Origin of the sequence: Enterobacter cloacae complex sp. I2 (assembly GCF_014896205.1) — a bacterium.
Lineage (GTDB): Bacteria > Pseudomonadota > Gammaproteobacteria > Enterobacterales > Enterobacteriaceae > Enterobacter > Enterobacter quasihormaechei.
Map to the genome: position 1 here is coordinate 84,517 of NZ_JADBRA010000019.1, position 23,528 is coordinate 108,044.

28 protein-coding genes are annotated in these 23,528 nt (G+C 54.1%); 12 read left to right on the plus strand and 16 right to left on the minus strand.

Annotated features, from left to right (window positions below):
* Positions 1-39: 39 nt before the first annotated feature.
* The 11 genes from npr to IM300_RS16970 all read right to left on the minus strand — a co-directional run bounded on the left by npr (position 40) and on the right by IM300_RS16970 (position 7,959).
* Entirely contained in the window at positions 40-312 is a 273-nt protein-coding gene (npr, locus tag IM300_RS16920; protein WP_003861872.1) for a PTS phosphocarrier protein NPr, read from the minus strand.
* Positions 309-1,163 carry an RNase adapter RapZ gene (gene rapZ, locus IM300_RS16925; protein ID WP_063451028.1) on the minus strand — a complete coding sequence of 285 codons (855 nt, stop codon included), beginning with the start codon at positions 1,161-1,163 and terminating at the stop codon, positions 309-311. Before rapZ ends, npr begins: the two co-directional genes overlap by 4 nt.
* A 45-nt stretch (positions 1,164-1,208) precedes the next feature.
* On the minus strand, positions 1,209-1,700 hold the full coding sequence (ptsN, locus tag IM300_RS16930; RefSeq protein WP_003861869.1) for a PTS IIA-like nitrogen regulatory protein PtsN: 492 nt from the start codon (positions 1,698-1,700) through the stop codon (positions 1,209-1,211).
* Between the two features lie 82 nt (positions 1,701-1,782).
* Positions 1,783-2,070 (minus strand): ribosome hibernation promoting factor, encoded by a 288-nt coding sequence (hpf, locus tag IM300_RS16935; RefSeq protein ID WP_003861866.1) that lies wholly within the window; start codon positions 2,068-2,070, stop codon positions 1,783-1,785.
* Between the two features lie 22 nt (positions 2,071-2,092).
* Positions 2,093-3,526, minus strand: coding sequence for an RNA polymerase factor sigma-54 (rpoN, locus tag IM300_RS16940; protein WP_063451029.1), 1,434 nt, complete (start codon positions 3,524-3,526; stop codon positions 2,093-2,095).
* Between the two features lie 47 nt (positions 3,527-3,573).
* On the minus strand, positions 3,574-4,299 hold the full coding sequence (gene lptB / locus IM300_RS16945) for an LPS export ABC transporter ATP-binding protein (protein ID WP_003861862.1): 726 nt from the start codon (positions 4,297-4,299) through the stop codon (positions 3,574-3,576).
* Between the two features lie 6 nt (positions 4,300-4,305).
* Positions 4,306-4,860 carry a lipopolysaccharide ABC transporter substrate-binding protein LptA gene (gene lptA, locus IM300_RS16950; protein ID WP_063451030.1) on the minus strand — a complete coding sequence of 185 codons (555 nt, stop codon included), beginning with the start codon at positions 4,858-4,860 and terminating at the stop codon, positions 4,306-4,308.
* Positions 4,829-5,404 (minus strand): LPS export ABC transporter periplasmic protein LptC, encoded by a 576-nt coding sequence (lptC, locus tag IM300_RS16955; RefSeq protein WP_063451031.1) that lies wholly within the window; start codon positions 5,402-5,404, stop codon positions 4,829-4,831. The genes lptA and lptC overlap by 32 nt, the downstream gene beginning before the upstream one ends.
* On the minus strand, positions 5,401-5,967 hold the full coding sequence (kdsC, locus tag IM300_RS16960) for a 3-deoxy-manno-octulosonate-8-phosphatase KdsC (RefSeq protein ID WP_063867563.1): 567 nt from the start codon (positions 5,965-5,967) through the stop codon (positions 5,401-5,403). The genes lptC and kdsC overlap by 4 nt, the downstream gene beginning before the upstream one ends.
* A gap of 14 nt (positions 5,968-5,981) precedes the next feature.
* Complete coding sequence (gene kdsD, locus IM300_RS16965; protein WP_003861853.1) at positions 5,982-6,968, minus strand: arabinose-5-phosphate isomerase KdsD; 987 nt, start codon at positions 6,966-6,968, stop codon at positions 5,982-5,984.
* A 13-nt stretch (positions 6,969-6,981) separates the two neighbouring features.
* The gene (locus tag IM300_RS16970) at positions 6,982-7,959 is read right to left on the minus strand and encodes a calcium/sodium antiporter (protein ID WP_063867564.1); all 978 of its coding nucleotides are present in this window, start codon (positions 7,957-7,959) and stop codon (positions 6,982-6,984) included.
* Positions 7,960-8,186: 227 nt separating this feature from the next.
* Between IM300_RS16970 and mlaF the strand changes: the two genes are divergently transcribed.
* From mlaF to murA, 7 genes are all read left to right on the plus strand, one after another.
* On the plus strand, positions 8,187-8,999 hold the full coding sequence (mlaF, locus tag IM300_RS16975) for a phospholipid ABC transporter ATP-binding protein MlaF (protein ID WP_063867565.1): 813 nt from the start codon (positions 8,187-8,189) through the stop codon (positions 8,997-8,999).
* Positions 9,000-9,006: 7 nt separating this feature from the next.
* Complete coding sequence (gene mlaE, locus IM300_RS16980) at positions 9,007-9,789, plus strand: lipid asymmetry maintenance ABC transporter permease subunit MlaE (RefSeq protein ID WP_003861848.1); 783 nt, start codon at positions 9,007-9,009, stop codon at positions 9,787-9,789.
* 4 nt (positions 9,790-9,793) lie between these two features.
* Positions 9,794-10,342, plus strand: a complete 549-nt coding sequence (mlaD, locus tag IM300_RS16985; RefSeq protein ID WP_063451035.1) for an outer membrane lipid asymmetry maintenance protein MlaD — start codon at positions 9,794-9,796, stop codon at positions 10,340-10,342.
* 18 nt (positions 10,343-10,360) lie between these two features.
* Positions 10,361-10,996 (plus strand): phospholipid-binding protein MlaC, encoded by a 636-nt coding sequence (mlaC, locus tag IM300_RS16990; protein WP_063451036.1) that lies wholly within the window; start codon positions 10,361-10,363, stop codon positions 10,994-10,996.
* Complete coding sequence (gene mlaB / locus IM300_RS16995) at positions 10,996-11,289, plus strand: lipid asymmetry maintenance protein MlaB (protein ID WP_063451037.1); 294 nt, start codon at positions 10,996-10,998, stop codon at positions 11,287-11,289. The genes mlaC and mlaB overlap by 1 nt, the downstream gene beginning before the upstream one ends.
* A 126-nt stretch (positions 11,290-11,415) precedes the next feature.
* On the plus strand, positions 11,416-11,670 hold the full coding sequence (gene ibaG, locus IM300_RS17000; protein WP_003861840.1) for a BolA family iron metabolism protein IbaG: 255 nt from the start codon (positions 11,416-11,418) through the stop codon (positions 11,668-11,670).
* A 50-nt stretch (positions 11,671-11,720) separates the two neighbouring features.
* Positions 11,721-12,980, plus strand: coding sequence for a UDP-N-acetylglucosamine 1-carboxyvinyltransferase (murA, locus tag IM300_RS17005; RefSeq protein ID WP_006812128.1), 1,260 nt, complete (start codon positions 11,721-11,723; stop codon positions 12,978-12,980).
* 63 nt (positions 12,981-13,043) lie between these two features.
* On the opposite strand, the gene sfsB is transcribed toward murA, so the two are convergent.
* Together sfsB and ispB are read right to left on the minus strand one after the other, a co-directional pair.
* Positions 13,044-13,331, minus strand: coding sequence for a DNA-binding transcriptional regulator SfsB (sfsB, locus tag IM300_RS17010; RefSeq protein ID WP_063451240.1), 288 nt, complete (start codon positions 13,329-13,331; stop codon positions 13,044-13,046).
* 228 nt (positions 13,332-13,559) lie between these two features.
* Positions 13,560-14,531 carry an octaprenyl diphosphate synthase gene (ispB, locus tag IM300_RS17015; RefSeq protein ID WP_063451038.1) on the minus strand — a complete coding sequence of 324 codons (972 nt, stop codon included), beginning with the start codon at positions 14,529-14,531 and terminating at the stop codon, positions 13,560-13,562.
* Positions 14,532-14,788: 257 nt separating this feature from the next.
* On the opposite strand from ispB, the gene rplU reads away from it, so the two are divergent.
* From rplU to cgtA, 4 genes are all read left to right on the plus strand, one after another.
* Positions 14,789-15,100 carry a 50S ribosomal protein L21 gene (gene rplU, locus IM300_RS17020; RefSeq protein WP_003025032.1) on the plus strand — a complete coding sequence of 104 codons (312 nt, stop codon included), beginning with the start codon at positions 14,789-14,791 and terminating at the stop codon, positions 15,098-15,100.
* Positions 15,101-15,119: 19 nt separating this feature from the next.
* Positions 15,120-15,377, plus strand: a complete 258-nt coding sequence (gene rpmA, locus IM300_RS17025; RefSeq protein WP_003861831.1) for a 50S ribosomal protein L27 — start codon at positions 15,120-15,122, stop codon at positions 15,375-15,377.
* Positions 15,378-15,472: 95 nt separating this feature from the next.
* On the plus strand, positions 15,473-16,438 hold the full coding sequence (locus IM300_RS17030; RefSeq protein ID WP_193037522.1) for a DMT family transporter: 966 nt from the start codon (positions 15,473-15,475) through the stop codon (positions 16,436-16,438).
* A 15-nt stretch (positions 16,439-16,453) separates the two neighbouring features.
* Positions 16,454-17,629: an Obg family GTPase CgtA gene (cgtA, locus tag IM300_RS17035; protein WP_107533974.1), complete on the plus strand. Its 1,176-nt coding sequence runs from the start codon at positions 16,454-16,456 to the stop codon at positions 17,627-17,629.
* A 31-nt stretch (positions 17,630-17,660) separates the two neighbouring features.
* On the opposite strand, the gene pmrB is transcribed toward cgtA, so the two are convergent.
* Together pmrB and pmrA are read right to left on the minus strand one after the other, a co-directional pair.
* A complete protein-coding gene (gene pmrB, locus IM300_RS17040) occupies positions 17,661-18,704 on the minus strand; it encodes a two-component system sensor histidine kinase PmrB (RefSeq protein ID WP_193037524.1) in 1,044 nt (347 codons plus the stop codon).
* Complete coding sequence (gene pmrA, locus IM300_RS17045) at positions 18,701-19,363, minus strand: two-component system response regulator PmrA (protein WP_193037526.1); 663 nt, start codon at positions 19,361-19,363, stop codon at positions 18,701-18,703. The genes pmrB and pmrA overlap by 4 nt, the downstream gene beginning before the upstream one ends.
* A 212-nt stretch (positions 19,364-19,575) precedes the next feature.
* Here pmrA and opgB point away from each other — a divergent pair, with 212 nt between their 5' ends.
* Positions 19,576-21,909: a phosphatidylglycerol--membrane-oligosaccharide glycerophosphotransferase gene (gene opgB, locus IM300_RS17050; RefSeq protein WP_193037528.1), complete on the plus strand. Its 2,334-nt coding sequence runs from the start codon at positions 19,576-19,578 to the stop codon at positions 21,907-21,909.
* Between the two features lie 41 nt (positions 21,910-21,950).
* On the opposite strand, the gene dacB is transcribed toward opgB, so the two are convergent.
* A complete protein-coding gene (gene dacB, locus IM300_RS17055; RefSeq protein WP_193037530.1) occupies positions 21,951-23,384 on the minus strand; it encodes a serine-type D-Ala-D-Ala carboxypeptidase in 1,434 nt (477 codons plus the stop codon).
* Between the last annotated feature and the right edge of the window lie 144 nt (positions 23,385-23,528).

The following is a 23,528-nucleotide window of genomic DNA, read 5'->3' on the forward strand; positions in this document are numbered from 1 at the left end:
GGCGGGTAAGCGTTGCGCCACCCGCCGACGTAGCGAACGTTAGTCTTCGTCAAACCCGGCATTAAACAGGGCAATCACCGCGGCCAGCGCTTCTTCTTCCTGCGGGCCGGTCGCTTCAACTTCAATCTGGCGTCCTTTGGCAGAATCCAGCATCAACAGCGCAATCACGCTGTTGGCTTCTGCCTCGGTTCCCTCGTCGTTGCGCAGCAGCACCTCAGCATCAAAACCCTGCATCAGTTCAAACAGCTTCATCGCCGGGCGCGCATGCATGCCCAGCTTGTTGGTGATTTCGACGGTCTGTTTTACGGTCATGTTTTACGTTTTTCCAGCGTGCGATGACGGGACTGAACGTTCTTCCCGCGTGAGCGGAAGTAATCGGCCAGCTGTTCGGCAATATAGACCGAACGATGTTTACCGCCGGTACAGCCAATCGCCACCGTCAGGTAGCTGCGATTGTTTGTTTCCAGCATAGGTAACCATAGCTCAAGGTAGCTTCGCGTCTGGTAGATAAAATTGTGTACTTCTGTGTGTCGGTCAAGGAACGCCGCCACGGGCTTATCCAGACCGGTCATCGGACGCAGTTTCGGATCCCAGTGTGGGTTCGGCAGGAAACGCACATCAAAAACGTAATCCGCATCGATAGGAATGCCGTGCTTAAAGCCGAAGGATTCAAACACCATCGTCAGTTCGCGCTCGCGCTTGCCGAGCAAGCGAGTACGCAGCATTTCCGCCAGCTCGTGGACGGACATTTCAGAGGTGTCGACAATCAGGTCGGCGCGGGAACGCAGCGGCTCAAGCAAATCGCTTTCTTTATCAATGGCGCTTTCCAGCGAAAGATTTTTACTGGAGAGCGGATGCAAACGACGGGTATCGCTGTAGCGGCGGATCAGCGTGTTGCGGTCAGCGTCAAGGAACAAGAGCTGCGGTGAAAAACACTCCGGCAGATTGTTCATTGCCTGCTCGAAGATTTCCGGCGATTCCGGCATGTTGCGCACGTCAATACTGACGGCGGCAGAGATTTGCCGGTCCGCAAGCGTCCGCGCCAGATCGGGTAACAACACTACCGGCAGGTTATCTACACAGTAAAATCCCATGTCTTCCAGCGCGCGCAGGGCCACGGATTTCCCGGACCCCGAACGACCGCTGACGATCATCAGCACCATGTTCCGTTTCTCCTCAGGGCAGCCGTTCTGAAGGCCTTCTCCCGATTATGCCTCATCCTGATTGCCTTCTGCTTCAGTGATAATTTGATAAAGCTCTTCATCACTTTGGGCTGAGCGCAGTCGACGACAAATGGTTTTGTCCGCCAGACGTTTGGCCACCAGCGACAGCGTGTGCAGATGGGTTTTGGTCTGATCGGCAGGAACCAGCAGCGCAAAGAGCAGATCCACAGGCTGGTTATCGATGGCGTCAAAAGCGATAGGCGTTTCCAGTTGCACAAACACCCCCACGGCACGCAGCGTATCTTCTTCCAGCTTGCCATGCGGGATCGCAATGCCGTTGCCGATGCCGGTACTGCCCATTTTTTCACGGGTCAGAATGGCTTCAAACACGATCTGCGGCGGCAGACCCAGCTGTTTTGCGGCGAGTTCACTGATAATTTCCAGCGCACGTTTTTTGCTCTGGCAGTGAACGCCACTGCGGGTACAATCCTGGTTAAGGACATTGCTCAGTTGTAGAGCGGAATCGTTGTTTATCATAATTTCACCTAAGCGCTAACCGTACAAATGGCCTGTTGTGTCTCACAACAGGCCTTCCTGCACCCGTTAACTGCCCGGACAATTAGTGTTGTTTCAGTTTATCTTTATGTTTATTGAGCTGTCTCGCAAGCTTATCAATCAAGCCGTCGATAGCCGCGTACATGTCTTGCCCTTCCGCACTGGCATGGAGTTCCCCTCCGTTGACGTGCAGAGTCGCATCCGAGATATGCGTCACTTTCTCCACTTTCAACACAACATAGACCTGATTGATCCTTTCGAAATACTGCTCAAGTTTTGCAAACTTAGTGTTCACAAAATCGCGTAAGGCCTCAGTAATCTCGACGTTATGTCCGGTGATATTGAGCTGCATAGTGTCTTCCTTATCGGTTGTGTCAAACCAGTTGTTTACGCTGGTTAGACGGCGGAATGGATAAAGACTCTCGATACTTCGCAACAGTACGGCGTGCCACCATAATACCCTGATCGGACAGCATGGTGGTTAACTTACTGTCACTGAGTGGCTTCGCGGGGTTCTCCGCGGCGATCAACTTCTTCACCAGTGCGCGAATGGCCGTTGACGAGGCTTCGCCGCCGCCTTCGGTGTTCACGTGGCTGGAGAAGAAATACTTAAGCTCAAAAATACCGCGCGGGCTGTGCAGGTATTTCTGCGTAGTCACGCGGGAAATGGTTGATTCATGCATCTCGACGGCCTGGGCGATGTCTGCCAGCACCATCGGTTTCATAAACTCTTCGCCCTGTTCAAAGAACGCCTGCTGCTGTTCGACAATACAGCGGCTGACGCGCAGCAGCGTGTCATTTCGGCTCTCCAGACTCTTAATCAACCATCGTGCTTCCTGAAGGTTGCTGCGAATGTATTGATTATCGGCGTCGTTACGTGCGCTGGTGCACATGGAGGCATATTGCTGGTTGATTTGCAGGCGAGGAAGGCTGTCGGCGTTCAGTTCAACGACCCAGCGGCCGTTGTGCTTTCTCACCAGCACATCAGGAATGACATATTCCGGTTCGCTGGTCTGGATCGACTGTCCCGGACGCGGATCGAGTGACTGGATCAGATTCACCGCTTCCTTCAGCACCTCTTCTTTGAGGCGCGTGACGCGCATCAGGGTGCGGAAATCGTGATTCGCCAGCAGATCCAGATGATCGCTGATGATGAGCCGGGCTTCATCAATCCACGGTGTTTCTTTAGCAAACTGCGAAAGCTGGATCAGCAGGCAGTCGCGCAGATCTCTCGCGGCGACGCCAATCGGGTCGAAACGCTGGACGCGCTTGAGGACGGCTTCGATCTCTTCCATCTCAATGTCGTCATCGCCGATGCTTTCCAGAATATCGTCCAGCGTCACGGTCAAATAGCCCGTGTCGTCAACGGCATCGACAATCGAGGTGGCAATCGCGCGATCGGTATCCGAGAAAGGCGTCAGCTCCACCTGCCACATCAGGTAGTCCTGAAGCGACTGGGTGGTTTCGCCCTGATAGACCGGCAGTTCGTCGTCCTGATAATCCGCACGCGTGCCGGAAGGCGTTCCTGCGGTGTAGATTTCATCCCAGCTGGCATCCAGCGGCAGCTCGTCCGGCATCTCTTTTTGTTCGAGCGCATCGGCGGTGTCGAGCGTTTCCGTGTCCTGCGTTTGCTGGGTATCTACCTCGTCATGAAGATCGGTTTGCTCCAGCAGCGGATTGCTGTCCAGCGCCTGCTGGAGCTCCTGCTGGAGTTCTAACGTGGACAACTGCAACAGACGGATGGCCTGTTGTAGCTGCGGCGTCATGGCCAGTTGCTGGCTGAGCCGTAATTGCAAACCTTGCTTCATGTTCAGCGCGTTTTTCTCCGGTTCGGCGTGACTTAACCTCTACCCTATCAGAGTCTGAAGTCTTCCCCAAGGTACACGCGCTTAACATGCTCATCTTCGAGGATTTGCTGCGGCGTACCGTGGGCAATCAGATGGCCCTGGCTCACAATGTAGGCGCGTTCACACACGGCCAGCGTTTCGCGTACGTTGTGGTCCGTGATCAGTACGCCAAGCCCGCTGTCGCGCAGATGCTCAATGATACGTTTGATATCGATAACCGAAATCGGGTCAACGCCCGCAAACGGCTCATCCAGCAGGATAAATTTCGGATTTGCTGCCAGCGCGCGCGCAATCTCAACGCGGCGGCGTTCACCGCCGGACAGCGCCTGACCGAGGCTGTCGCGAAGATGTTCAATATGAAACTCTTCCATCAGCTCGTTCGCGCGGTCGGTGCGCTGCTCGCTGGTCAGATCGTCACGGATCTGGAGCACGGCCATCAGGTTATCGAACACGCTTAAGCGGCGGAAGATAGACGCTTCCTGCGGCAGGTAGCCGATGCCACGACGCGCGCGGGCATGCAGCGGCAGCAGGCTGATGTCTTCATCATCAATGATGATGTTGCCAGCGTCACGCGGGACAATGCCCACCACCATGTAGAAGGTTGTGGTTTTACCCGCACCGTTAGGGCCAAGCAAGCCCACGATTTCGCCGGAGTTGACGGTCAGACTGACATCTTCGACGACGCGGCGGCCCTTGTACGCTTTCGCGAGGTTTTTTGCAGTTAATGTTGCCATAACGAATTAGTTACTCTTTTTCTGTGCCGGAGCCTGACCGTTGTTCTTGTCCTGCAACTGCGAAGGCACAAGCACGGTAGTGACGCGTTTACCTTTTTCGCTGGAGGCCTGCATTTTCTGCTCTTTCACCAGATAGGTGATCTTGTCGCCTTTGATGTTGCTGTCCAGCTGTTCCAGGTAAGCATTACCGGTCAGGATGACCAGATCCTTCGCCAGTTCGTAGTGCATATGCGAGGCATGGCCTTTTACCGGCTTGCCGTTGTCCTGCATCTGGTAGAACGTGGCCGGGTTGCCATAACCATCAATAATCTCTTTGCCCTGCTCGCCGCCCGGACGGGTAACGACCACTTTATCGGCATTGATTTTGATGGTGCCCTGGGTCACGACGACGTTGCCGGTAAAGGTAACGACGTTACCCTGCATATCCAGAGACTGCGTATCAGATTCGATATGAATCGGCTGTTCGGTGTCGCCAGTCACAGCAAGCGCGGGAAGACTGGCCGCCAGCAGCGCGCTGGCGATAACAACTTTAAGGCTGAGTTTGTTTGTTTTGAATTTCATAGGAGGTTCTAACCTTTTCAATCAGCTCGGCGTTTTTGCTGCGTAAGTTCCCGCGCATTCTTAAACCGCTGGAATTAAATGTTGTGCCATACAGGGTGACTAAATCCTGCGACGTGACATCCTGGGTGACCAGGTTGATCTGGGCGTTATCGGTCGTAATTTTGCGCAGTTGAGCGTCAGCGGTCAGGGCGTTGACCTCAACGTGACCATACAGATAAAGCATACGGTCATTTGTCAGTTTTGCCCGGTCAGACTTGATCGACCACGTCGGCACTTTGTCGGTATCAAAGGTGGTCAGCACCGGCTGGGTAAACCACGAAACACCGTCATCTGAAAAATATTCGACATGCTGAGCAATCAGGCGATAGTTCAGTGCGCCTTCCGGGCTATAGACCACGGTATCGCTGCGATCGCTTTTGTAGGTCGGGTCGCTCGTGTTGACCACTTCCGTTTGCGTATCATCGCGGTCGGCGAGGTTCACGCCAATCAGGATCAGGACGACAAGCGAAAGCAGAATGATAACCCAACGTCTGGTTTTACTCATATCGATTGCCCTTTCGCCTCATCAAGCTTGCCCTGCGCCAGCAGAAGCAGATCGCAGACTTCACGCACGGCGCCGCGGCCACCGTGAATATGGGTAACGTAATCAGCACGCGGGATCAGCAGCGGGTGCGCGTCAGCCACGGCAATGCTCAGACCCACCTCCGCCATCACTGGCCAGTCGATCAAATCATCCCCGACGTACGCCACATTCTCTGGCGCAATGGCCAGTTTTTCCAGCAAATCCCGGAAGGCTACCATCTTATCAGACTGTCCCTGATAGAGATGCGTAATGCCCAGCGTTTCACACCGATCTTCTACCAGTTTAGCTTTCCGCCCGGTGATGATTGCAACGTCAATACCGGACGTGAGCGCACAGCGGATACCGTAACCGTCGCGAACGTTAAAGGCTTTCAGCTCTTCGCCGTTATTGCCCATATAAATCAGACCGTCGGAAAGCACGCCGTCTACATCGAGGATCAGCAGGCGGATAGTTTCCGCCTTTGCCATCATCTGGGCGCTCACCGGGCCATAACAGGTTGCAAGGGATGCACCCGCATTACTCATTGTCTTATCCTTCATTACACTACGCCTGCGCGCAGCAGATCATGCATATGTACCACACCCAGCAGTTGGTCGCCATCGGCAACCATCACTGAGGTGATATGACGGGACTGCATCAGGTTCAGCACATCGACCGCCAGCGTGCCCGGACGGACGCGGATCCCGCCTGGCGTCATCACATCCGCGATGCCCAGCGTTCGGACATCCACACCCATATCGAACACCCGGCGCAGGTCACCGTCGGTAAAAATGCCCTGAATCTTCATCAGGTCGTCACAGATGACCGTCATGCCCAGGTTTTTGCGGGTGATTTCCAGCAACGCGTCGCGCAGAGAAGCCTCTTTGCTGACGTGCGGGATTTCATCCCCGGTGTGCATAATATCGTTAACCCGCAGCAGCAGTTTGCGCCCGAGCGCGCCGCCGGGGTGAGACAGGGCGAAATCTTCAGGCGTAAAACCGCGGGCTTCCAGCAGCGCAACGGCAAGGGCATCGCCCATCACCAGCGCGGCGGTGGTGCTGGATGTCGGGGCCAGTCCCAGCGGACAGGCTTCTTTCGGCACCTTCACGCACAGGTGAATATCTGCCGCACGCGCCATGCTGCTTTCCGGGCGGCTGGTCATGCAAATCAGCGGGACGTGCAGGCGCTTCAGCACCGGGATCAACGCCAGGATCTCATTCGATTCCCCGGAGTTAGACAGGGCGATAACCACGTCCTGGGGCGTAACCATGCCGAGGTCACCGTGCGCGGCTTCACCCGGATGAACGAAGAAGGACGAGGTGCCGGTGCTGGCAAAGGTCGCCGCCATTTTGCGCCCGATATGGCCAGACTTGCCCATCCCCATCACCACGACTTTACCGGCACAGTAGAACATTTTCTCACAGGCCAGACTAAAATCCTGATTAATGTACTGATCTAACTGCGCCAGACCTTCACGTTCAATCTCCAGAACGTCTTTGCCTGCTTTCTGAAAGTCAAAACCCGGCTGCAATTCTATTTGCGACATAATGCGTTTCCGTTTACCCAGAGAGAAGTGGCGAGAGCCAGTACAGCATCGCCAGCCATACGATAAATCCACCCGTCAGCAGCGCGCCTGCGCCTTTGCCGATCTGCTCTTTTCGCCGCCAGCAGAGCAGGGCGAAAATGACGCTGACCAGCAGCATCACACCGTAATCGCGCGTGAAGACCATGGGGTTAAACGGCCCCGGCGAGATCAGCGCCGGCAGCCCCGTCACGATCGCGATATTGAAAATATTAGAGCCAATGATATTGCCGATGGCGATATCATCTTCCCCTTTACGCGCCCCGGCGATGGCGGTGGCCAGCTCCGGCAGGCTGGTGCCGATGGCGATGACCGTCAGACCGATTGTCAGTTCGCTCATCGCAAACGCGTTCGCCAGCACCGTCGCGTTATCGACGACCATCCGCGTGGCCATCGGCATGATGATCAGCGCGACGCCCAGCCACAGCAGGGCGACGGGTAAGGTGCCTTCCCTGGGCAGCTCGGCGAGATGCTCACGCGTGAGGCTATCGTTGCCCTGTTTTTCCGCCAGACGCGCGATTTTCACGCTGTAAAGCAACCAGATCCCGGCCAGGGCGAGCAGGAATATACCGTCATCAATGCTCAGCACCCCGTCGTAAAGCACGTAGCCAGCCAGCAGGCTAACGACTAACATTAGCGGCAATTCGCGGCGCAGAACATCAGAATGGACGCGAAATGGATGCAGCAATGCGGCTAAGCCTAAAATCAGTAATATATTGACGATGTTAGAGCCAATCGCGGTGCCGATAGCGAGGTCGACCTGACCATGCAGCGAGGCTGAAACAGAAACAATGATTTCAGGAAGCGATGTGCCTACACTGACCACCGTCATCCCGATAATGATGGGCGGCATGCCAATGAGTCGACAAAGAATGGATGCGGCAAAGACCAAACGGTCAGCACTGTAGACCACCAACAGTAAACCAATTATTAACAGTGCTGTTGCTAAAAGCATCAAAAGTCCTTTCTTCAGGTATACTCGCTGGTCCACTGCGCACGGATTCTGGCGCCAGATGAAGTCTGAGACGTGACGAATTCCTAATTTTGACTTTATGCGCCGGAAAAGTAAAACAAATGCCAGCTTTAGCTAACCCCAATAGTGAATATTCTGTAAAAATGCGGGGTTTAGGGCTGATTTACGCTTCATGCCAGCCGTGAAGCAAGGTAAGTAAGGAACCATAAATGAGCCAAACGATGGCGAATATAGTCGATGTCCGGGGCGTCAGTTTTTCTCGCGGCAGCCGGGTGATATTTGATGATATTTCGCTGACCGTGCCGCGCGGTAAAATCACCGCCATCATGGGGCCGTCAGGGATCGGTAAAACGACGTTGCTGCGTCTTATCGGCGGGCAAATCCCCCCTGACAGCGGCGAAATTCTCTTCGACGGCGAAAACGTTCCGGAGATGTCTCGCTCGCGCCTCTACACGGTTCGCAAACGAATGAGCATGCTCTTTCAGTCGGGTGCGCTGTTCACCGATATGAACGTATTTGACAACGTGGCCTATCCGCTGCGTGAGCACACCCATCTTCCTCCTGCGCTGTTGCACAGCACGGTGATGATGAAGCTCGAAGCCGTGGGGTTGCGGGGGGCGGCGAAACTTATGCCGTCCGAACTCTCTGGCGGAATGGCGCGCCGCGCCGCGCTGGCGCGTGCTATTGCCCTTGAACCGGATTTAATCATGTTCGACGAACCGTTCGTCGGGCAGGACCCTATCACTATGGGCGTACTGGTGAAGCTCATTTCAGAACTGAACAGCGCCCTTGGCGTCACCTGCGTGGTGGTTTCCCACGACGTGCCGGAAGTGCTGAGCATTGCTGATTACGCCTATATTGTGGCTGACAAAAAGATCGTTGCCCACGGCAGCGCTCAGGCGTTGCAGGAGAATGGCGATCCGCGCGTGCGGCAGTTCCTGGACGGTATCGCAGATGGGCCGGTGCCTTTCCGCTATCCGGCAGGCGACTATCATGACGATTTACTGGGAATAGGGAGTTAAGCCACTCATGCTGTTAAATGCGTTGGCGGGTCTTGGACACCGTGGCCTAAAAACCATCAGTACGTTCGGGCGTGCCGGATTAATGTTGTTCAACGCGCTGGTTGGCAAACCGGAGTTCCGCAAGCATGCGCCGTTACTGGTGCGGCAGCTTTATAACGTCGGCGTACTGTCGATGCTTATCATCATCGTGTCGGGGCTGTTTATCGGCATGGTGCTGGGGTTGCAGGGGTATCTGGTGCTGACAACCTACAGCGCGGAAACCAGCCTGGGCATGCTGGTGGCGCTCTCGCTGCTGCGTGAGCTCGGGCCGGTGGTTGCCGCGCTGCTGTTCGCCGGGCGTGCCGGGTCAGCACTGACGGCGGAAATTGGCCTGATGCGCGCCACCGAGCAGCTTTCCAGCATGGAGATGATGGCGGTCGATCCGCTGCGCCGGGTAATCTCACCGCGCTTCTGGGCTGGGGTTATCTCCTTACCGTTACTGACTATCCTCTTTGTGGCGGTCGGCATCTGGGGCGGCGCGCTGGTCGGCGTCAACTGGAAAGGCATTGATGCCGGGTTCTTCTGGTCTGCCATGCAGGACGCCATCGATCTGCGGATGGATTTGGTCAACTGTCTGATCAAGAGCGTGGTTTTCGCTGTGACGGTTACCTGGATTGCGTTGTTTAATGGTTACGATGCCATTCCGACGTCGGCGGGCATTAGCCGCGCAACGACGCGTACTGTCGTACATTCGTCGCTGGCCGTTTTAGGTCTGGATTTTGTGCTCACCGCACTGATGTTTGGGAATTGAGTTCATGCAAACGAGAAAAAATGAAATTTGGGTTGGCGTGTTTCTGCTTCTGGCGCTGCTGGCCGCGCTGTTCATCTGCCTGCGAGCGGCGGACATTACCTCTGTTCGCGCCGAGCCGACGTATCGCGTCTACGCGACCTTCGATAATATCGGCGGCCTGAAGGCGCGCTCGCCGGTGCGTATTGGTGGCGTCGTCATCGGACGTGTAGCGGACATTACGCTTGATGAAAAAACGTATCTGCCGCGCGTCGCGATGGATATCGAAGAGCGCTATAACCACATTCCTGACACCAGCTCGCTCTCTATCCGCACTTCTGGCCTGCTGGGGGAGCAATATCTGGCCCTCAACGTTGGTTTTGAAGATCCTGAGCTGGGAACGTCTATCCTTAAAGACGGTAGCGTAATCCAGGATACCAAGTCAGCGATGGTGCTGGAGGATATGATTGGTCAGTTCCTTTACAACAGTAAAGGGGATGATAAAAAGTCTGACGATGCCCCTGCGCAGAGTGAAGACCACACCAACGTCGAACCGACGCCAGGCGCGACGAATTAATTTCAGGAGAAGTCATTCATGTTTAAACGACTGTTAATGGTTGCCATGCTGGTCATTGCCCCTCTGACTGCGGTACACGCTGCGGATCAGAGTAACCCGTACAAACTGATGGATGAGGCTGCGAAGAAAACCTTCGACCGTCTTAAAAATGAACAGCCCAAAATCCGCTCTAACCCTGACTATCTGCGTGATGTCGTGGATCAGGAGCTGCTGCCGTATGTGCAGATCAAGTATGCGGGCGCGCTGGTACTGGGCCGTTATTACAAAGAGGCGACCCCGGCGCAGCGCGAGGCTTACTTCGCGGCGTTCCGTGAATACCTGAAACAGGCTTACGGCCAGGCGCTGGCGATGTATCACGGTCAGACCTATCAGATTGCCCCTGAACAGCCGCTGGGCGATGCCACCATCATTCCTATCCGCGTGACAATTATCGATCCAAATGGCCGTCCGCCGGTTCGCCTGGACTTCCAGTGGCGTAAGAACAGCCAGACCGGAAACTGGCAGGCGTATGACATGATCGCCGAAGGCGTAAGCATGATTACCACTAAACAGAACGAGTGGAGCGATCTGCTGCGCACCAAAGGGATTGATGGCCTGACGGCTCAGCTTCAGTCTATCTCTCGTCAGAAAATTACCCTGGACGAGAAGAAGTAATGTCGCAGCAGCTTAGCTGGGCGCGAGACGGCGAGACGCTGACGCTGACGGGAGAGCTGGATCAGGATCTGCTTAACCCGCTGTGGGACGCTCGCCATAACGCGATGCAGGGCGTGACGCGGATTGATCTACATGGCGTCACGCGGGTAGATACCGCCGGTATTGCGCTGCTGGCGCACCTGGTTGCCACGGGCAAAAAGCAGGGGAGCAGCGTCACCCTGACGGGGGTAAGCGACAACGTCGTCACCCTTGCACAGCTTTACAATTTGCCCGAAGACGTATTACCTCGCTAATTTTTTCAGTACGTTACTTCCGAAAGCCCCGACAGTTTATGCGTCGGGGCTTTTTGCTTGTTTAAGACCGCGCCACTTTGCTCTAAGATGTTGGGCTTGTTTTCACTATCAGATGATGTAGACCCCATGGAAAATAATGAAATCCAGACTGTGCTGATGAATGCACTCTCCCTTCAGGAAGCCCACGTCTCTGGCGATGGCAGTCACTTCCAGGTTATTGCTGTGGGTGAGATGTTCGACGGAATGAGTCGCGTGAAAAAACAGCAGGCTGTGTACGCGCCGCTGATGGAATACATTGCGGACAACCGCATTCACGCCCTGTCGATTAAAGCGTTTACCCCACAGGAGTGGGCACGCGATCGCAAACTAAACGGTTTTTGAGCTGGGGGCGAAGCGCCCGCAGCACGGTTGAATTTATAAGAGAGCAAACAATGGATAAATTTCGTGTACAGGGACCCACGCGTCTCCAGGGCGAAGTCACAATTTCTGGCGCTAAAAACGCCGCGCTGCCCATTCTTTTCGCTGCGCTGCTCGCAGAAGAGCCGGTAGAGATCCAGAACGTACCGAAGCTGAAAGATATCGACACGACCATGAAGTTGCTCGGCCAGTTGGGCACCAAAGTGGAGCGTAACGGTTCCGTCTGGATCGATGCCAGCAACGTGAACAACTTCTCAGCACCGTATGAGCTGGTGAAAACCATGCGTGCTTCCATCTGGGCCCTTGGGCCGCTGGTGGCGCGTTTCGGTCAGGGTCAGGTTTCACTCCCGGGCGGATGTGCTATCGGCGCGCGTCCCGTCGATCTGCATATCTTTGGCCTGGAAAAGCTGGGCGCGGAGATCAAGCTGGAAGAAGGCTACGTGAAAGCGTCCGTCAATGGTCGTCTGAAAGGCGCGCACATTGTCATGGACAAAGTGAGCGTGGGCGCAACGGTGACCATCATGTCGGCTGCCACGCTGGCAGAAGGCACTACCATCATCGAAAACGCCGCGCGTGAACCGGAAATCGTGGACACCGCGAACTTCCTGGTCGCACTGGGTGCGAAGATCAGCGGGCAGGGCACGGATCGTATTACCATCGAAGGCGTTGAGCGTCTGGGTGGCGGCGTGTACCGCGTCCTGCCAGACCGTATCGAAACCGGGACCTTCCTGGTGGCGGCGGCCATTTCTGGCGGTAAGATTGTCTGCCGCAACGCACAGCCGGATACCCTGGATGCGGTGCTGGCGAAGCTGCGCGATGCGGGCGCGGACATTGAAATCGGTGAAGACTGGATAAGCCTGGATATGCACGGGCAGCGTCCTAAAGCCGTTAACGTGCGCACTGCGCCACACCCGGCCTTCCCGACGGATATGCAGGCGCAATTCACGCTGCTGAACCTGGTGGCCGAAGGCACGGGCTTCATCACGGAAACCATCTTCGAAAACCGTTTCATGCATGTCCCGGAGCTGATCCGTATGGGGGCGCATGCTGAGATTGAAAGCAACACGGTCATCTGTCACGGCGTTGAAAAACTGTCCGGTGCGCAGGTGATGGCGACCGATCTGCGCGCGTCTGCGAGTCTGGTACTGGCAGGGTGTATTGCGGAAGGCACTACCGTTGTCGATCGTATCTACCACATCGACCGTGGTTACGAGCGCATTGAAGACAAACTGCGCGCGCTGGGTGCGAATATCGAGCGTGTGAAGGGCGAGTAATCGTTCCGGCACCCCCCTGCCAGAACAGGCCGGGGGATTGCTGTTCCTGTAAATCCCGGTGCATCAGTCCTGATGTGCTTTCTTCGTTTTGCTCTGACGCATCATGCGCGTTCTGTCGATAAATTCATGGGTAATGGGATCGTGGTAGCGTGACGGCCATATCACCCACGGATGCGTATCCAGCGCTCTCGCGATAATCAGCTCCCCCTTCGGCCATGGGCGGGTCAGTGCATTTGCCAGCGTCGACGAGCTCAATCCGTTGCGACGTGATTCGGCAGCCAGCGATGTCCCTTTTTTACGCAGTGCCGCAATAATGTCAGCAGAATGCCAGTCGATGAATTTTGTATCCATAATGCTGTCCTTGTGTTCGTTATCGTCCACGCCTTTTCGTGTGAAAAGACAGCATTACTATACTCACTTAGAACATCTGTTCTAAAAAGTTCATGTTACGAGAAGCAATATTCAGAATAAGGCATGGCTTTATACATGCGGCCTGTAACCTGATGAGCTTACACGGAAATGTAATTTACTGATGCGTACTGGAATCTCCCTGCGGAGCGCAGGGAGACGAGGAGGGGATTAACGATCGCGCTGGACGGCGATGTGCGCGAGGCCGATTAGCGCATCACGCCATGGGCTGTCAGGAATGACCTGAATGGCGGCGATGGCTTTGTCTGCTTCTTCTTCTGCACGCTGACGCGTCCATTCCAGGGAGCCACAGACTGCCATTGTTTCCAGTACCGGTTCCAGAAGATGGCGACCATTTCCCTGCTCGATAGCCTCGCGGATCATTTTCGCCTGATCCGGTGTGCCATTATGCATCGCGTGGAGCAGCGGCAGCGTTGGCTTGCCTTCGTTCAGGTCATCACCGACGTTTTTTCCGAGCGTTTCGCCATCCGCGCTGTAGTCCAGCAAATCATCAATCAGCTGGAATGCGGTACCGAGATAGCGGCCATAGTCCTGAAGCCCTTTTTCCTGCGCTTCGCTACAGCCTGCCAGAATCCCGGAGCACTGCGCGGCGGCTTCAAACAGACGTGCGGTCTTGCTGTAAATCACCCGCATGTAGTTTTCTTCGGTGATGTCCGGGTCGTTAACGTTCATCAACTGTAGGACTTCGCCTTCAGCGATAACGTTCACCGCTTCTGACATCACTTCCAGCACCTTCAGCGAGCCAAGGCTGGTCATCATCTGGAAAGCGCGGGTATAGATAAAATCCCCGACCAGAACGCTTGCCGCATTACCAAACGCGGCGTTGGCGGTGGCTTTACCCCGACGCATGTCTGATTCATCCACAACATCGTCGTGAAGCAGGGTGGCGGTGTGGATAAATTCGATCAGCGCCGCGATTGTGACGTGGGCGTTCCCCTGATAGCCAACCGCGCGTGCGGCCAGAATGGCAATCATTGGACGAATACGTTTACCGCCGCCGCTGACGATGTAATAGCCCAACTGATTGATCAGCTGAACGTCAGAGTTGAGTTGCTCCAGGATTGCTGCATTCACACCCGCCATATCTTGCGCGGTTAACTCATTGATTTTTTCTAAATTCATCGCAAAAGCCGGGCTTTTTATCCTGTTTATCCCACACGAGATGGGTACACAAAGGGTTTCGGTTTATAAATAGTATTGCTGATTGTACTGAAAAAACGGCTCAGATAAACGTTACCGTACGTGTTGTGTTTTTTTTCTTCATGTATTGATGGTAGCACTTGTCAAAGGCTCGCGTTTTGCGTAATATTCGCGCCCTATTGTGAATATTTATAGCGCACTCTGAATCATACGAGGATGTGCGCGGAAGCGGAGTTTATATGTACGCGGTTTTCCAAAGTGGTGGTAAACAACACCGAGTAAGCGAAGGTCAGACCGTTCGCCTGGAAAAGCTGGACATCGCAACTGGCGAATCTGTTGAGTTCGCAGAAGTTCTGATGATCGCAAACGGTGAAGAAGTCAAAATCGGCGTTCCTTTCGTTGATGGCGGCGTTATCAAAGCTGAAGTTGTTGCTCACGGTCGTGGCGAGAAAGTTAAAATCGTTAAGTTTCGTCGTCGTAAACACTATCGTAAGCAGCAGGGCCACCGTCAGTGGTTCACTGATGTGAAAATTACTGGCATCAGCGCCTAAGACCTGAGGAGAGATTTAAATGGCACATAAAAAGGCTGGCGGCTCCACACGTAACGGTCGCGATTCAGAAGCTAAACGCCTGGGCGTTAAGCGTTTCGGTGGCGAATCCGTTCTGGCGGGTAGCATCATCGTTCGTCAGCGTGGCACCAAGTTCCACGCGGGTACCAACGTAGGTTGCGGTCGTGACCACACTCTGTTTGCTAAAGCAGACGGTAAAGTGAAATTTGAAGTTAAAGGCCCGAACAACCGTAAATACATCAGCATCGTTGCTGAGTAAGGTTTTCTCGGTCCGGTAACGGATTAAAGCCCCGCAACGTGTTGCGGGGCTTTTTACATTGGAAACCCGGAAAATTTTCTGTAGGGAAAACGGGCATGAAGCAGCAGGCCGGCATTGGTATTCTTTTGGCGCTCACTACCGCAATGTGCTGGGGTGCGCTGCCAATTGCAATGAAGCAGGTACTGGAAGTGATGGAACCGCCTACGGTGGTGTTTTATCGCTTCCTGATGGCAAGCATTGGCCTGGGCGTCATTCTGGCCGTCAAAAGTAAGCTGCCACCGCTGCGCATCTTCCGAAAACCTCGCTGGCTGGTATTACTGGCTATCGCGACGGGCGGTCTGTTCGGGAACTTCATTCTGTTCAGCTCCTCCCTGCAATATCTTAGCCCTACAGCGTCGCAGGTGATTGGGCAACTTTCACCGGTCGGCATGATGGTCGCCAGCGTCTTTATCCTCAAGGAGAAGATGCGCGGCACGCAGATCATCGGGGCAAGCATGCTGCTTTGCGGTCTGGTGATGTTCTTTAACACCAGCCTGATCGAGATTTTTACCCGCCTGACGGATTACACCTGGGGTGTCATTTTCGGGGTGGGTGCAGCAACGGTCTGGGTGAGTTATGGCGTCGCGCAAAAGGTGTTATTGCGCCGTCTTGCCTCACAGCAGATCCTCTTTTTGCTGTACACTTTGTGTACACTGGCATTATTGCCGTTAGCGAAGCCGGGTGTGATTACCCAGCTCAGCGACTGGCAACTGGCGTGCCTCATTTTTTGTGGGCTGAATACGCTGGTTGGTTATGGCGCGTTGGCGGAAGCCATGGCGCGCTGGCAGGCAGCACAGGTGAGCGCCCTAATCACGCTTACCCCGCTGTTTACGCTGTTATTTTCAGATTTGTTATCAATGGCCTGGCCCGATGTCTTCGTCAAGCCGATGCTCAACCTGTTGGGTTATCTCGGTGCGTTTGTCGTGGTTGCGGGCGCGATGTATTCCGCCATTGGTCATCGTCTCTGGGGACGTTGGCGCAAAAATGAAGCGGTTGTAATAGTCCCCCGCTCAGGCGAATGAGTTACGGAGAGTAAAATGAAGTTTGTTGATGAAGCGACGATTCTGGTCGTGGCAGGTGATGGCGGTAACGGTTGTGTAAGCTTCCGCCGTGAAAAATATATTCCTCGTGGCGGTCCTGACGGCGGTGACGGCGGTGACGGCGGTGACGTGTGGCTGGAGGCGGATGAAAACCTCAACACGCTGATCGACTACCGTTTCGAAAAATCTTTCCGCGCCGAGCGTGGCCAGAACGGCCAGAGCCGCGACTGTACCGGTAAACGCGGTAAAGACGTGACGATCAAAGTGCCGGTGGGTACGCGTGTCATCGATCAGGGCACGGGCGAAACCATGGGTGATATGACCAAACACGGTCAGCGCCTGATGGTGGCGAAAGGCGGCTGGCACGGTCTGGGTAACAGCCGTTTCAAATCGTCCGTTAACCGTACCCCGCGTCAGAAAACGATGGGTACCCCGGGCGATAAGCGCGACCTGCAACTTGAACTGATGCTGTTGGCAGACGTAGGTATGCTGGGTATGCCAAACGCCGGTAAATCAACGTTTATTCGTGCAGTGTCTGCGGCGAAACCAAAAGTGGCGGACTATCCGTTTACTACGCTGGTGCCGAGCCTGGGCGTTGTTCGTATGGATAACGAAAAGAGCTTCGTGGTAGCTGACATTCCGGGTCTGATTGAAGGGGCGGCAGAAGGCGCCGGTCTGGGTATTCGCTTCCTGAAGCACCTTGAGCGTTGCCGCGTACTGTTGCATCTCATCGACATCGATCCGATCGACGGTTCCGATCCGGTTGAAAACGCCCGTATCATTATCGGCGAGCTGGAAAAATACAGTGAAAAACTGGCGGAAAAACCACGCTGGCTGGTGTTCAACAAGATCGACCTGATGGACAAAGCGGAAGCTGAAGCGAAGGCAAAAGCGATTGCCGAAGCGATGGGCTGGGAAGATAAGTACTATCTGATCTCTGCCGCCAGCCAGGTTGGCGTGAAAGAACTCTGCTGGGATGTAATGACCTTTATCATCGAGAATCCGATTGTTCAGGCAGAAGAAGCGAAACAGCCTGAAAAAGTCGAATTCATGTGGGATGACTACCACCGCCAGCAGCTCGAAGAGCTGGAAGCGGAAGAAGATGATGAAGACTGGGACGATGACTGGGATGAAGACGACGAAGAAGGCGTCGAATTCATTTACAAGCACTAAGCCCTGCATAAAGCCCCTGACGGGGCTTTTTTTATCCTATCTTCGCGGGTAGCCAGCAGCTGGCGATTAAGCCGCCCTCAGCACCGTTCTCCAGCGTTAAATGACCATGATGGAGCTGCACGATACGCTGTACAATGCTCAGCCCTAGGCCGCTGCCGCCGTAGCGCTGGTCGAGACGCCGGAAAGGTTCAGTAATCGACTGTCGGTGCGCCTCATCAATACCCGGCCCCTGATCGGTAACGCTGACCCGGGTACCGCCTTCCATCGCCGTTAATGCCACTTCAATGGTTGTGCCTGCCGGGCTGTAGCGGGTGGCATTCTCCAGAAGGTTCCTTAACATCAGACGTAACAGAACGGCATCTCCCTGCACCGTCAGCGTGCTTTCAGCAGGCCATATCACCGTATGCTCTTTAGCTTCATGCTCCAGTCTCAGCGGGGCAATGATAGTTTCTGTCCAGTTCACGGTATCGTAATGGCCGCTGGCCATCGCCTGGCCGGCACGCGCCAGCATCAGCAGCTGTTCTACCGTATGCATCAGCTGGTCGATACGGCTTATGAGTGGCGTGGCCTGCGGAGAACCGGACTGGGCCATCAGCTCCAGATGAAGCCTGATCCCCGCAAGCGGCGTTCGTAACTCGTGCGCCGCATCGGCGGTGAACAGGCGTTCCTGCTGGATAGTGTGGTCCAGCCGGGCGAGCAGTTGGTTCAGCGACGCAGTTACTGCGCCTATCTCTTCCATATCCGAATACATCGGCAGGGGAGTCAGATTATCCGCCGAGCGGTTCGCAAGGCTGGCGCGAAGTTGGTTGAGTGGCCGGGTGATCCAGGTGACTGCCCAGAATGAGAAAAACAGGGTAAATCCGACCATCACCAGAGAAGGAACCAGCAGGGAGGCAATGGCTTCGCGGATCTCTTTTTCAACATGGTTGTTGCGCGCTTTTGCAGACAACGTTTCGTTCACCAGAAAACCGATTTGCTCGCGGCTCTCATGCCATAGCCAGACCACGCTAATCAGTTGAAAAAAGAGCAGTATCACCGCCAGCAACACCATTAATCGCCGGCGCATACTGTTCATTTCTGGCTCTCCAGACGGTAACCCACGCCGCGTACGGTTTTGATACGATCTTTACCGAGCTTGCGCCGCAGATTATGAATGTGCACTTCAAGCGTGTTTGAACCCGGATCGTCCTGCCAGGAGTAGATGTCCTGTTGCAGCGTCTCACGGTGCACGGTCTGCCCGCTGCGCATGATCAGGCGCGTCAGCAGAGCGAACTCTTTTGGCGTCACTTCCACAGGCTGAGACTGGCGAAGCACCTGCTGGGTTTGCAGATTAAGGGTGATATCTCCGTCCGTCAGCAGGTTGTCGCTGTGGCCCTGATAGCGCCGAATCAGTGCCCGTACGCGCGCCTGTAGCTCGGCAAGGGCGAAGGGTTTTACCAGATAATCGTCAGCCCCGGAATCCAGCCCGTTAATTCTGTCTTCAATGGCATCGCGGGCGGTAAGAATCAATACGGGATTTTCCACTCCGCGACGACGCCACTGGCAGAGCAGCGTCGCGCCGTCTTTATCTGGCAGGCCTAAATCCAGGATCACCAGGCTGTATTCTCCGCTCTGGATCAGGGCATCTGCTTCAGCGGCCGTGGCGGCACGGTCAAGCGCATAGCCTTCATTAGCCATCGCGAGCGCAAGCCCTTCCTGTAATAACAAATCGTCTTCAACGATAAGGAGTTTCATCTCTGTTCTTCCGAGCCCGTGTCCTTTTACTGAAATGATTATGGCAGAAAGCAAGGTTCAGGCGTACACCCTTATCCTCTGCGGTTTGTAATCCTTAATATATTCCTAATTAAATTTTATTAAATAGGGAGAACTTATAGCAAAAGTTATAATGCTGCTCTTGTACTCATCACGTCTCTGCCACTGACGTCTTACAATCAACGAGTAAGAGAATGGATTCACTCTATTTATTAATCTTTTCAGTGAGTTGCATGGTTTTTGCAACAGCGTTGTATCGGTTTAAATCTTATCAAAACGCTTATCTGTCCCTGTTCATATTCGTTATGACCGTCGGTTCGGTGTTTCTGGATGGCTTTTGGGTTGTCTGCCAGTATTTTACCGGCGATGGTGTTAATGAATCTGTGCTTTACACGCTAACGACAACGATGGAAGGCGGTGAAATAAGTGATTACATCTGGCCATCTTTATTTGCATTAGTCTTATGTGCAGTGATTATTGTTATCATCCATCGTATTCTCTTTCGTGGTCAATCAGACGGTAAGCAAAGCTGGATATTTACGTTATTTTCTGTTTGCTGTAGCGCCCTCGCGCTGTTTATCTCACCGGCGTTCTCTCAGCTTAGCGGTAATACGCTCATGACGACGAAAATAGATGGTTCGGACTTTAATCAGTACTATTTTAATCAACCCGGCATTATTGAAAATCCAAAATATAATTTAGTCTATATCTATGGCGAAAGTCTGGAGCGGACCTATTTTGATCAACATGTTTTTCCCAATCTGCTTCCTGATTTGGATAAACATAGGTCCATGAGCTTGGACTTTTCTAATACTTTTCAAATGCCCGCCACCGATTTCACCATTGCGGGGATTGTAGCCTCGCAGTGCGGATTACCACTCTTTAAGCCCACTGCGTTTAATGGCCAGAATACGGTGACGAGCTTTTATCCTGAGAGCAAATGTCTGGGTGATATACTCAGCGAGTCAGGATATGAAACCTATTTCTACCAGGGGGCCAACCTTCACTTCGCGGATAAAGATGCCTTCTTTAAAGTGCATGGCATTAAGCATGCCTGGGGGTTAACCGAATCGGGGCTGAAGGATAATTTTGATGTGCAGAATAACTGGGGCCTGTATGACAGTGTTGTTATGGATAAAGCCTGGGAAAAGTTCAGTGAACTGTCCTCCTCGGGGCAGCGTTTTGCGCTTTTTGCACTCACGGTCGATACGCATCCTCCAAGGGGCTACATTTCTCCAGGATGTCGTCAGAACAGTTATTCCATCGAAGGCCATAAGGTTGATGCGCTAAGTGCCGTATTGTGTAGTCAGGAAAATATTGCACGCTTTGTACAGCGGATCCAGTCTTCGCCATGGGCCAGCAATACGATCGTTGTGCTTTCGTCAGATCACCTGGCAATGCCCAGCACAGCGGTTTCCGTGGACTATCTTAATAAGCTTGAACGCCGGGATCTGTTTTTTGTGCTTGGACCAAAGATAAAAGCCGAAATTAAGTCGCAGCCAAGGAGCACGCTTGATAATGGCGCGACAGTCCTGGACCTGCTCGGTGGTGGAACGAAAATAGGGCTAGGACGAAGCTCCGCCAGTGAAAAATCGCTCACCGAAACTATACCGGAATTTAAGAATAAACTTTATGCCTGGGGGGACAGCATTCGAGGCCTGTGGGGGATCCCGGATCGCATCGATCGTTTTACGCTGGATACGAGTAAGAATGAGATTTCATTTAGCGGTCACACCTATAGTTTGCCGATTTTGATTGATATAAAACCGAATGAGGTATTACCGGTTATTGACGATAGCAGCAGAACTCTATCGCTAAGACAATCCCTGGCATTTTTACCCGAAGGCGAACGTTTCCTGTGGGTCGATAAATGTTTTCGCCCCGCAACGCTGTGGCGTAACGACCTTTCGCTTTCTGAAAAATGGTGCGTCACACAAGGCAAAGCCGGGGGAAAGGTGACAGTCGAGGAGGTAATGGATGAACAATACGAGGGCAACGTTAGCATTGATGATGGTCCCACGAATTCAGCGACGTATCAGCGTGAGCAAGGGCTGCTGAAGATGAATCCCGATGAGATCCGTTATGTTTCAGATACCTTCAAGTTCAACCTCGACGGGCTACCTCTTTTCATCGAAAACGTGATGGGGCTAGGACGACAGGAGCCCTGGGGACGATGGTCAGATGCACTGACGTCGCCGTCGATATTGTTGCTGTATAAAGCCCCGTTTGTGCCCGAATTTGACGTTGAGATTGAAGCAAAAGCGTATGGCAAAAATATTGATGCACCGATAGCGGTGAAGATCGGCGAGCAGACGCAGTATGCGCGCTTCGGTGAAAAGCCGACCCGCGTTACGCTTCGCTTTAAAGGGGATTCATACTCGCGTTTAATTATGATTACTCCGCCTGAGCCGACGCTCAGCCGTGAAGGCAGCGTATTGGGACAAATGTACACCTCCCCGGCCAGAAAGATAGGTATCGGTCTCATTGAGGTGAAAGTCGTGCCTGTGATTCAGACCAACAAGAAATAGTGCGAGGTGGTGGCCTGCCTGGCAGCAGGCCACCGTGAACATCAGTTGTTTTGATAGATGTCTTTGTAGAGCCGGCTTTCGAAACGCACCAGTGGAATACGACGATTGCGCTGGTCGGCCGGTTCGACGGCATACCCGGAGAGATACTGCACAAATGCCATGCGTTGCCCGCTGGCTGTCGTGATGAAACCGGCAAGGTTGTAAACACCCTGCAAGGAACCCGTTTTGGCTGACACTTTGCCGTCCACGCCCGCAGCGTGAAGCCCCGCGCGGTACTGAAGTGAACCGTCGTGTCCGGCCAGCGGCAGCATCGTGATAAAGTTTAGCTCAGCGTCATGCTGAGCGATGTACTGCAATACCTGCATCATGGTGGCCGGCGAGATCAGGTTATGGCGCGATAAACCGGAACCATCGACGGCGATCGTATTGCCCAGATCGATACCCGCCTGCTGGCGCAGGATCTGACGTACGGCGTCAGAACCGGCCCGCCAGGTGCCCGGCACGCCAAAGCGCGCGTGCCCGATCATGCGGAACACCGTGTCGGCAATCATGTTATCCGACTTTTTCAGCATAATCTTAAGCAAATCATGCAGTGGCGCAGACTGTTTGCTGGCGATCACCGTGCCTGGCTCATTCACCTGCGTCTGGCGCAGCAGCGTTCCGGTGTAGGTGATACCCGCCTGCTTCAGTTCGTCTTTGAAAATGGCCCCGGCATAGCCCGCACCGTCCTGAATGGCGAAGGCCAGCGGCAGCGGGTCAGCCCGCTGGGTCAGGCAGCCGGTGAGCGTATAGCGGTTGAGATCGCCCGGTACCACGTCCAGCTCGCAATACTGCGCCTCCGGGGAGCCTTTCGCCAGCGTCCGTACCTGGCTGAACATCGTGACCGGGTAGTAAGAGGCAACGCGGATAAACGCTAAGTCATTGGGCTTAGGCGCGCTGTAAAGCGAAACGGAGAAGCAGTTACGGTCGACGATTGCGGCGGCAGGCGGGGCGCTGAAGCACTGCGTCATGTCATTCCACGGCCAGCCGGGCGCTTTATCGTGGCTGGAGAAAATGGAGGTATCGATCAGGACGTTACCGTCGATTTTTGTCACGCCGGATTTTTTCAGTACCGCCACCATGTTGCGGACATCCTGGCGCTTAAAGGTGGGATCGCCACCAAAACGGGCGATAAGATCGCCTTTTAGTTCGCCACCCGAGACGTTACCTTTGGTTTCAAGGGTGGTGGTAAAACGGAAGTCAGGCCCGAGCTGGAGCAGGGCGGCGAGGGCAGTGATCACCTTCTGGGTACTCGCAGGCAGCGCCATCTGTTGACTGTGATAGTCAATCTCGGGAGCCTGAGCGCCAACCTTTTGCACCATCAGGGCAAGGTTCGCGCCGGCGGGCAGCTGATTAATGTACTCATCAACATTCGCGGCCTGAACGGTGAACGTTATACTGGTGGTCAATCCGATGATAAAACTGGAAAATCGCATAATCTCGCGCTAACAACCCGAAAACAAACCGTCATACTACGGTGCATGGCACTGTAAAGTAAACGATGACCCATAGTGAACTTCGCGGTAAAATGCGTATCAAATTGAAAAATTGCTGCTGACCTGGGGCGTTGCTCCCGGGTC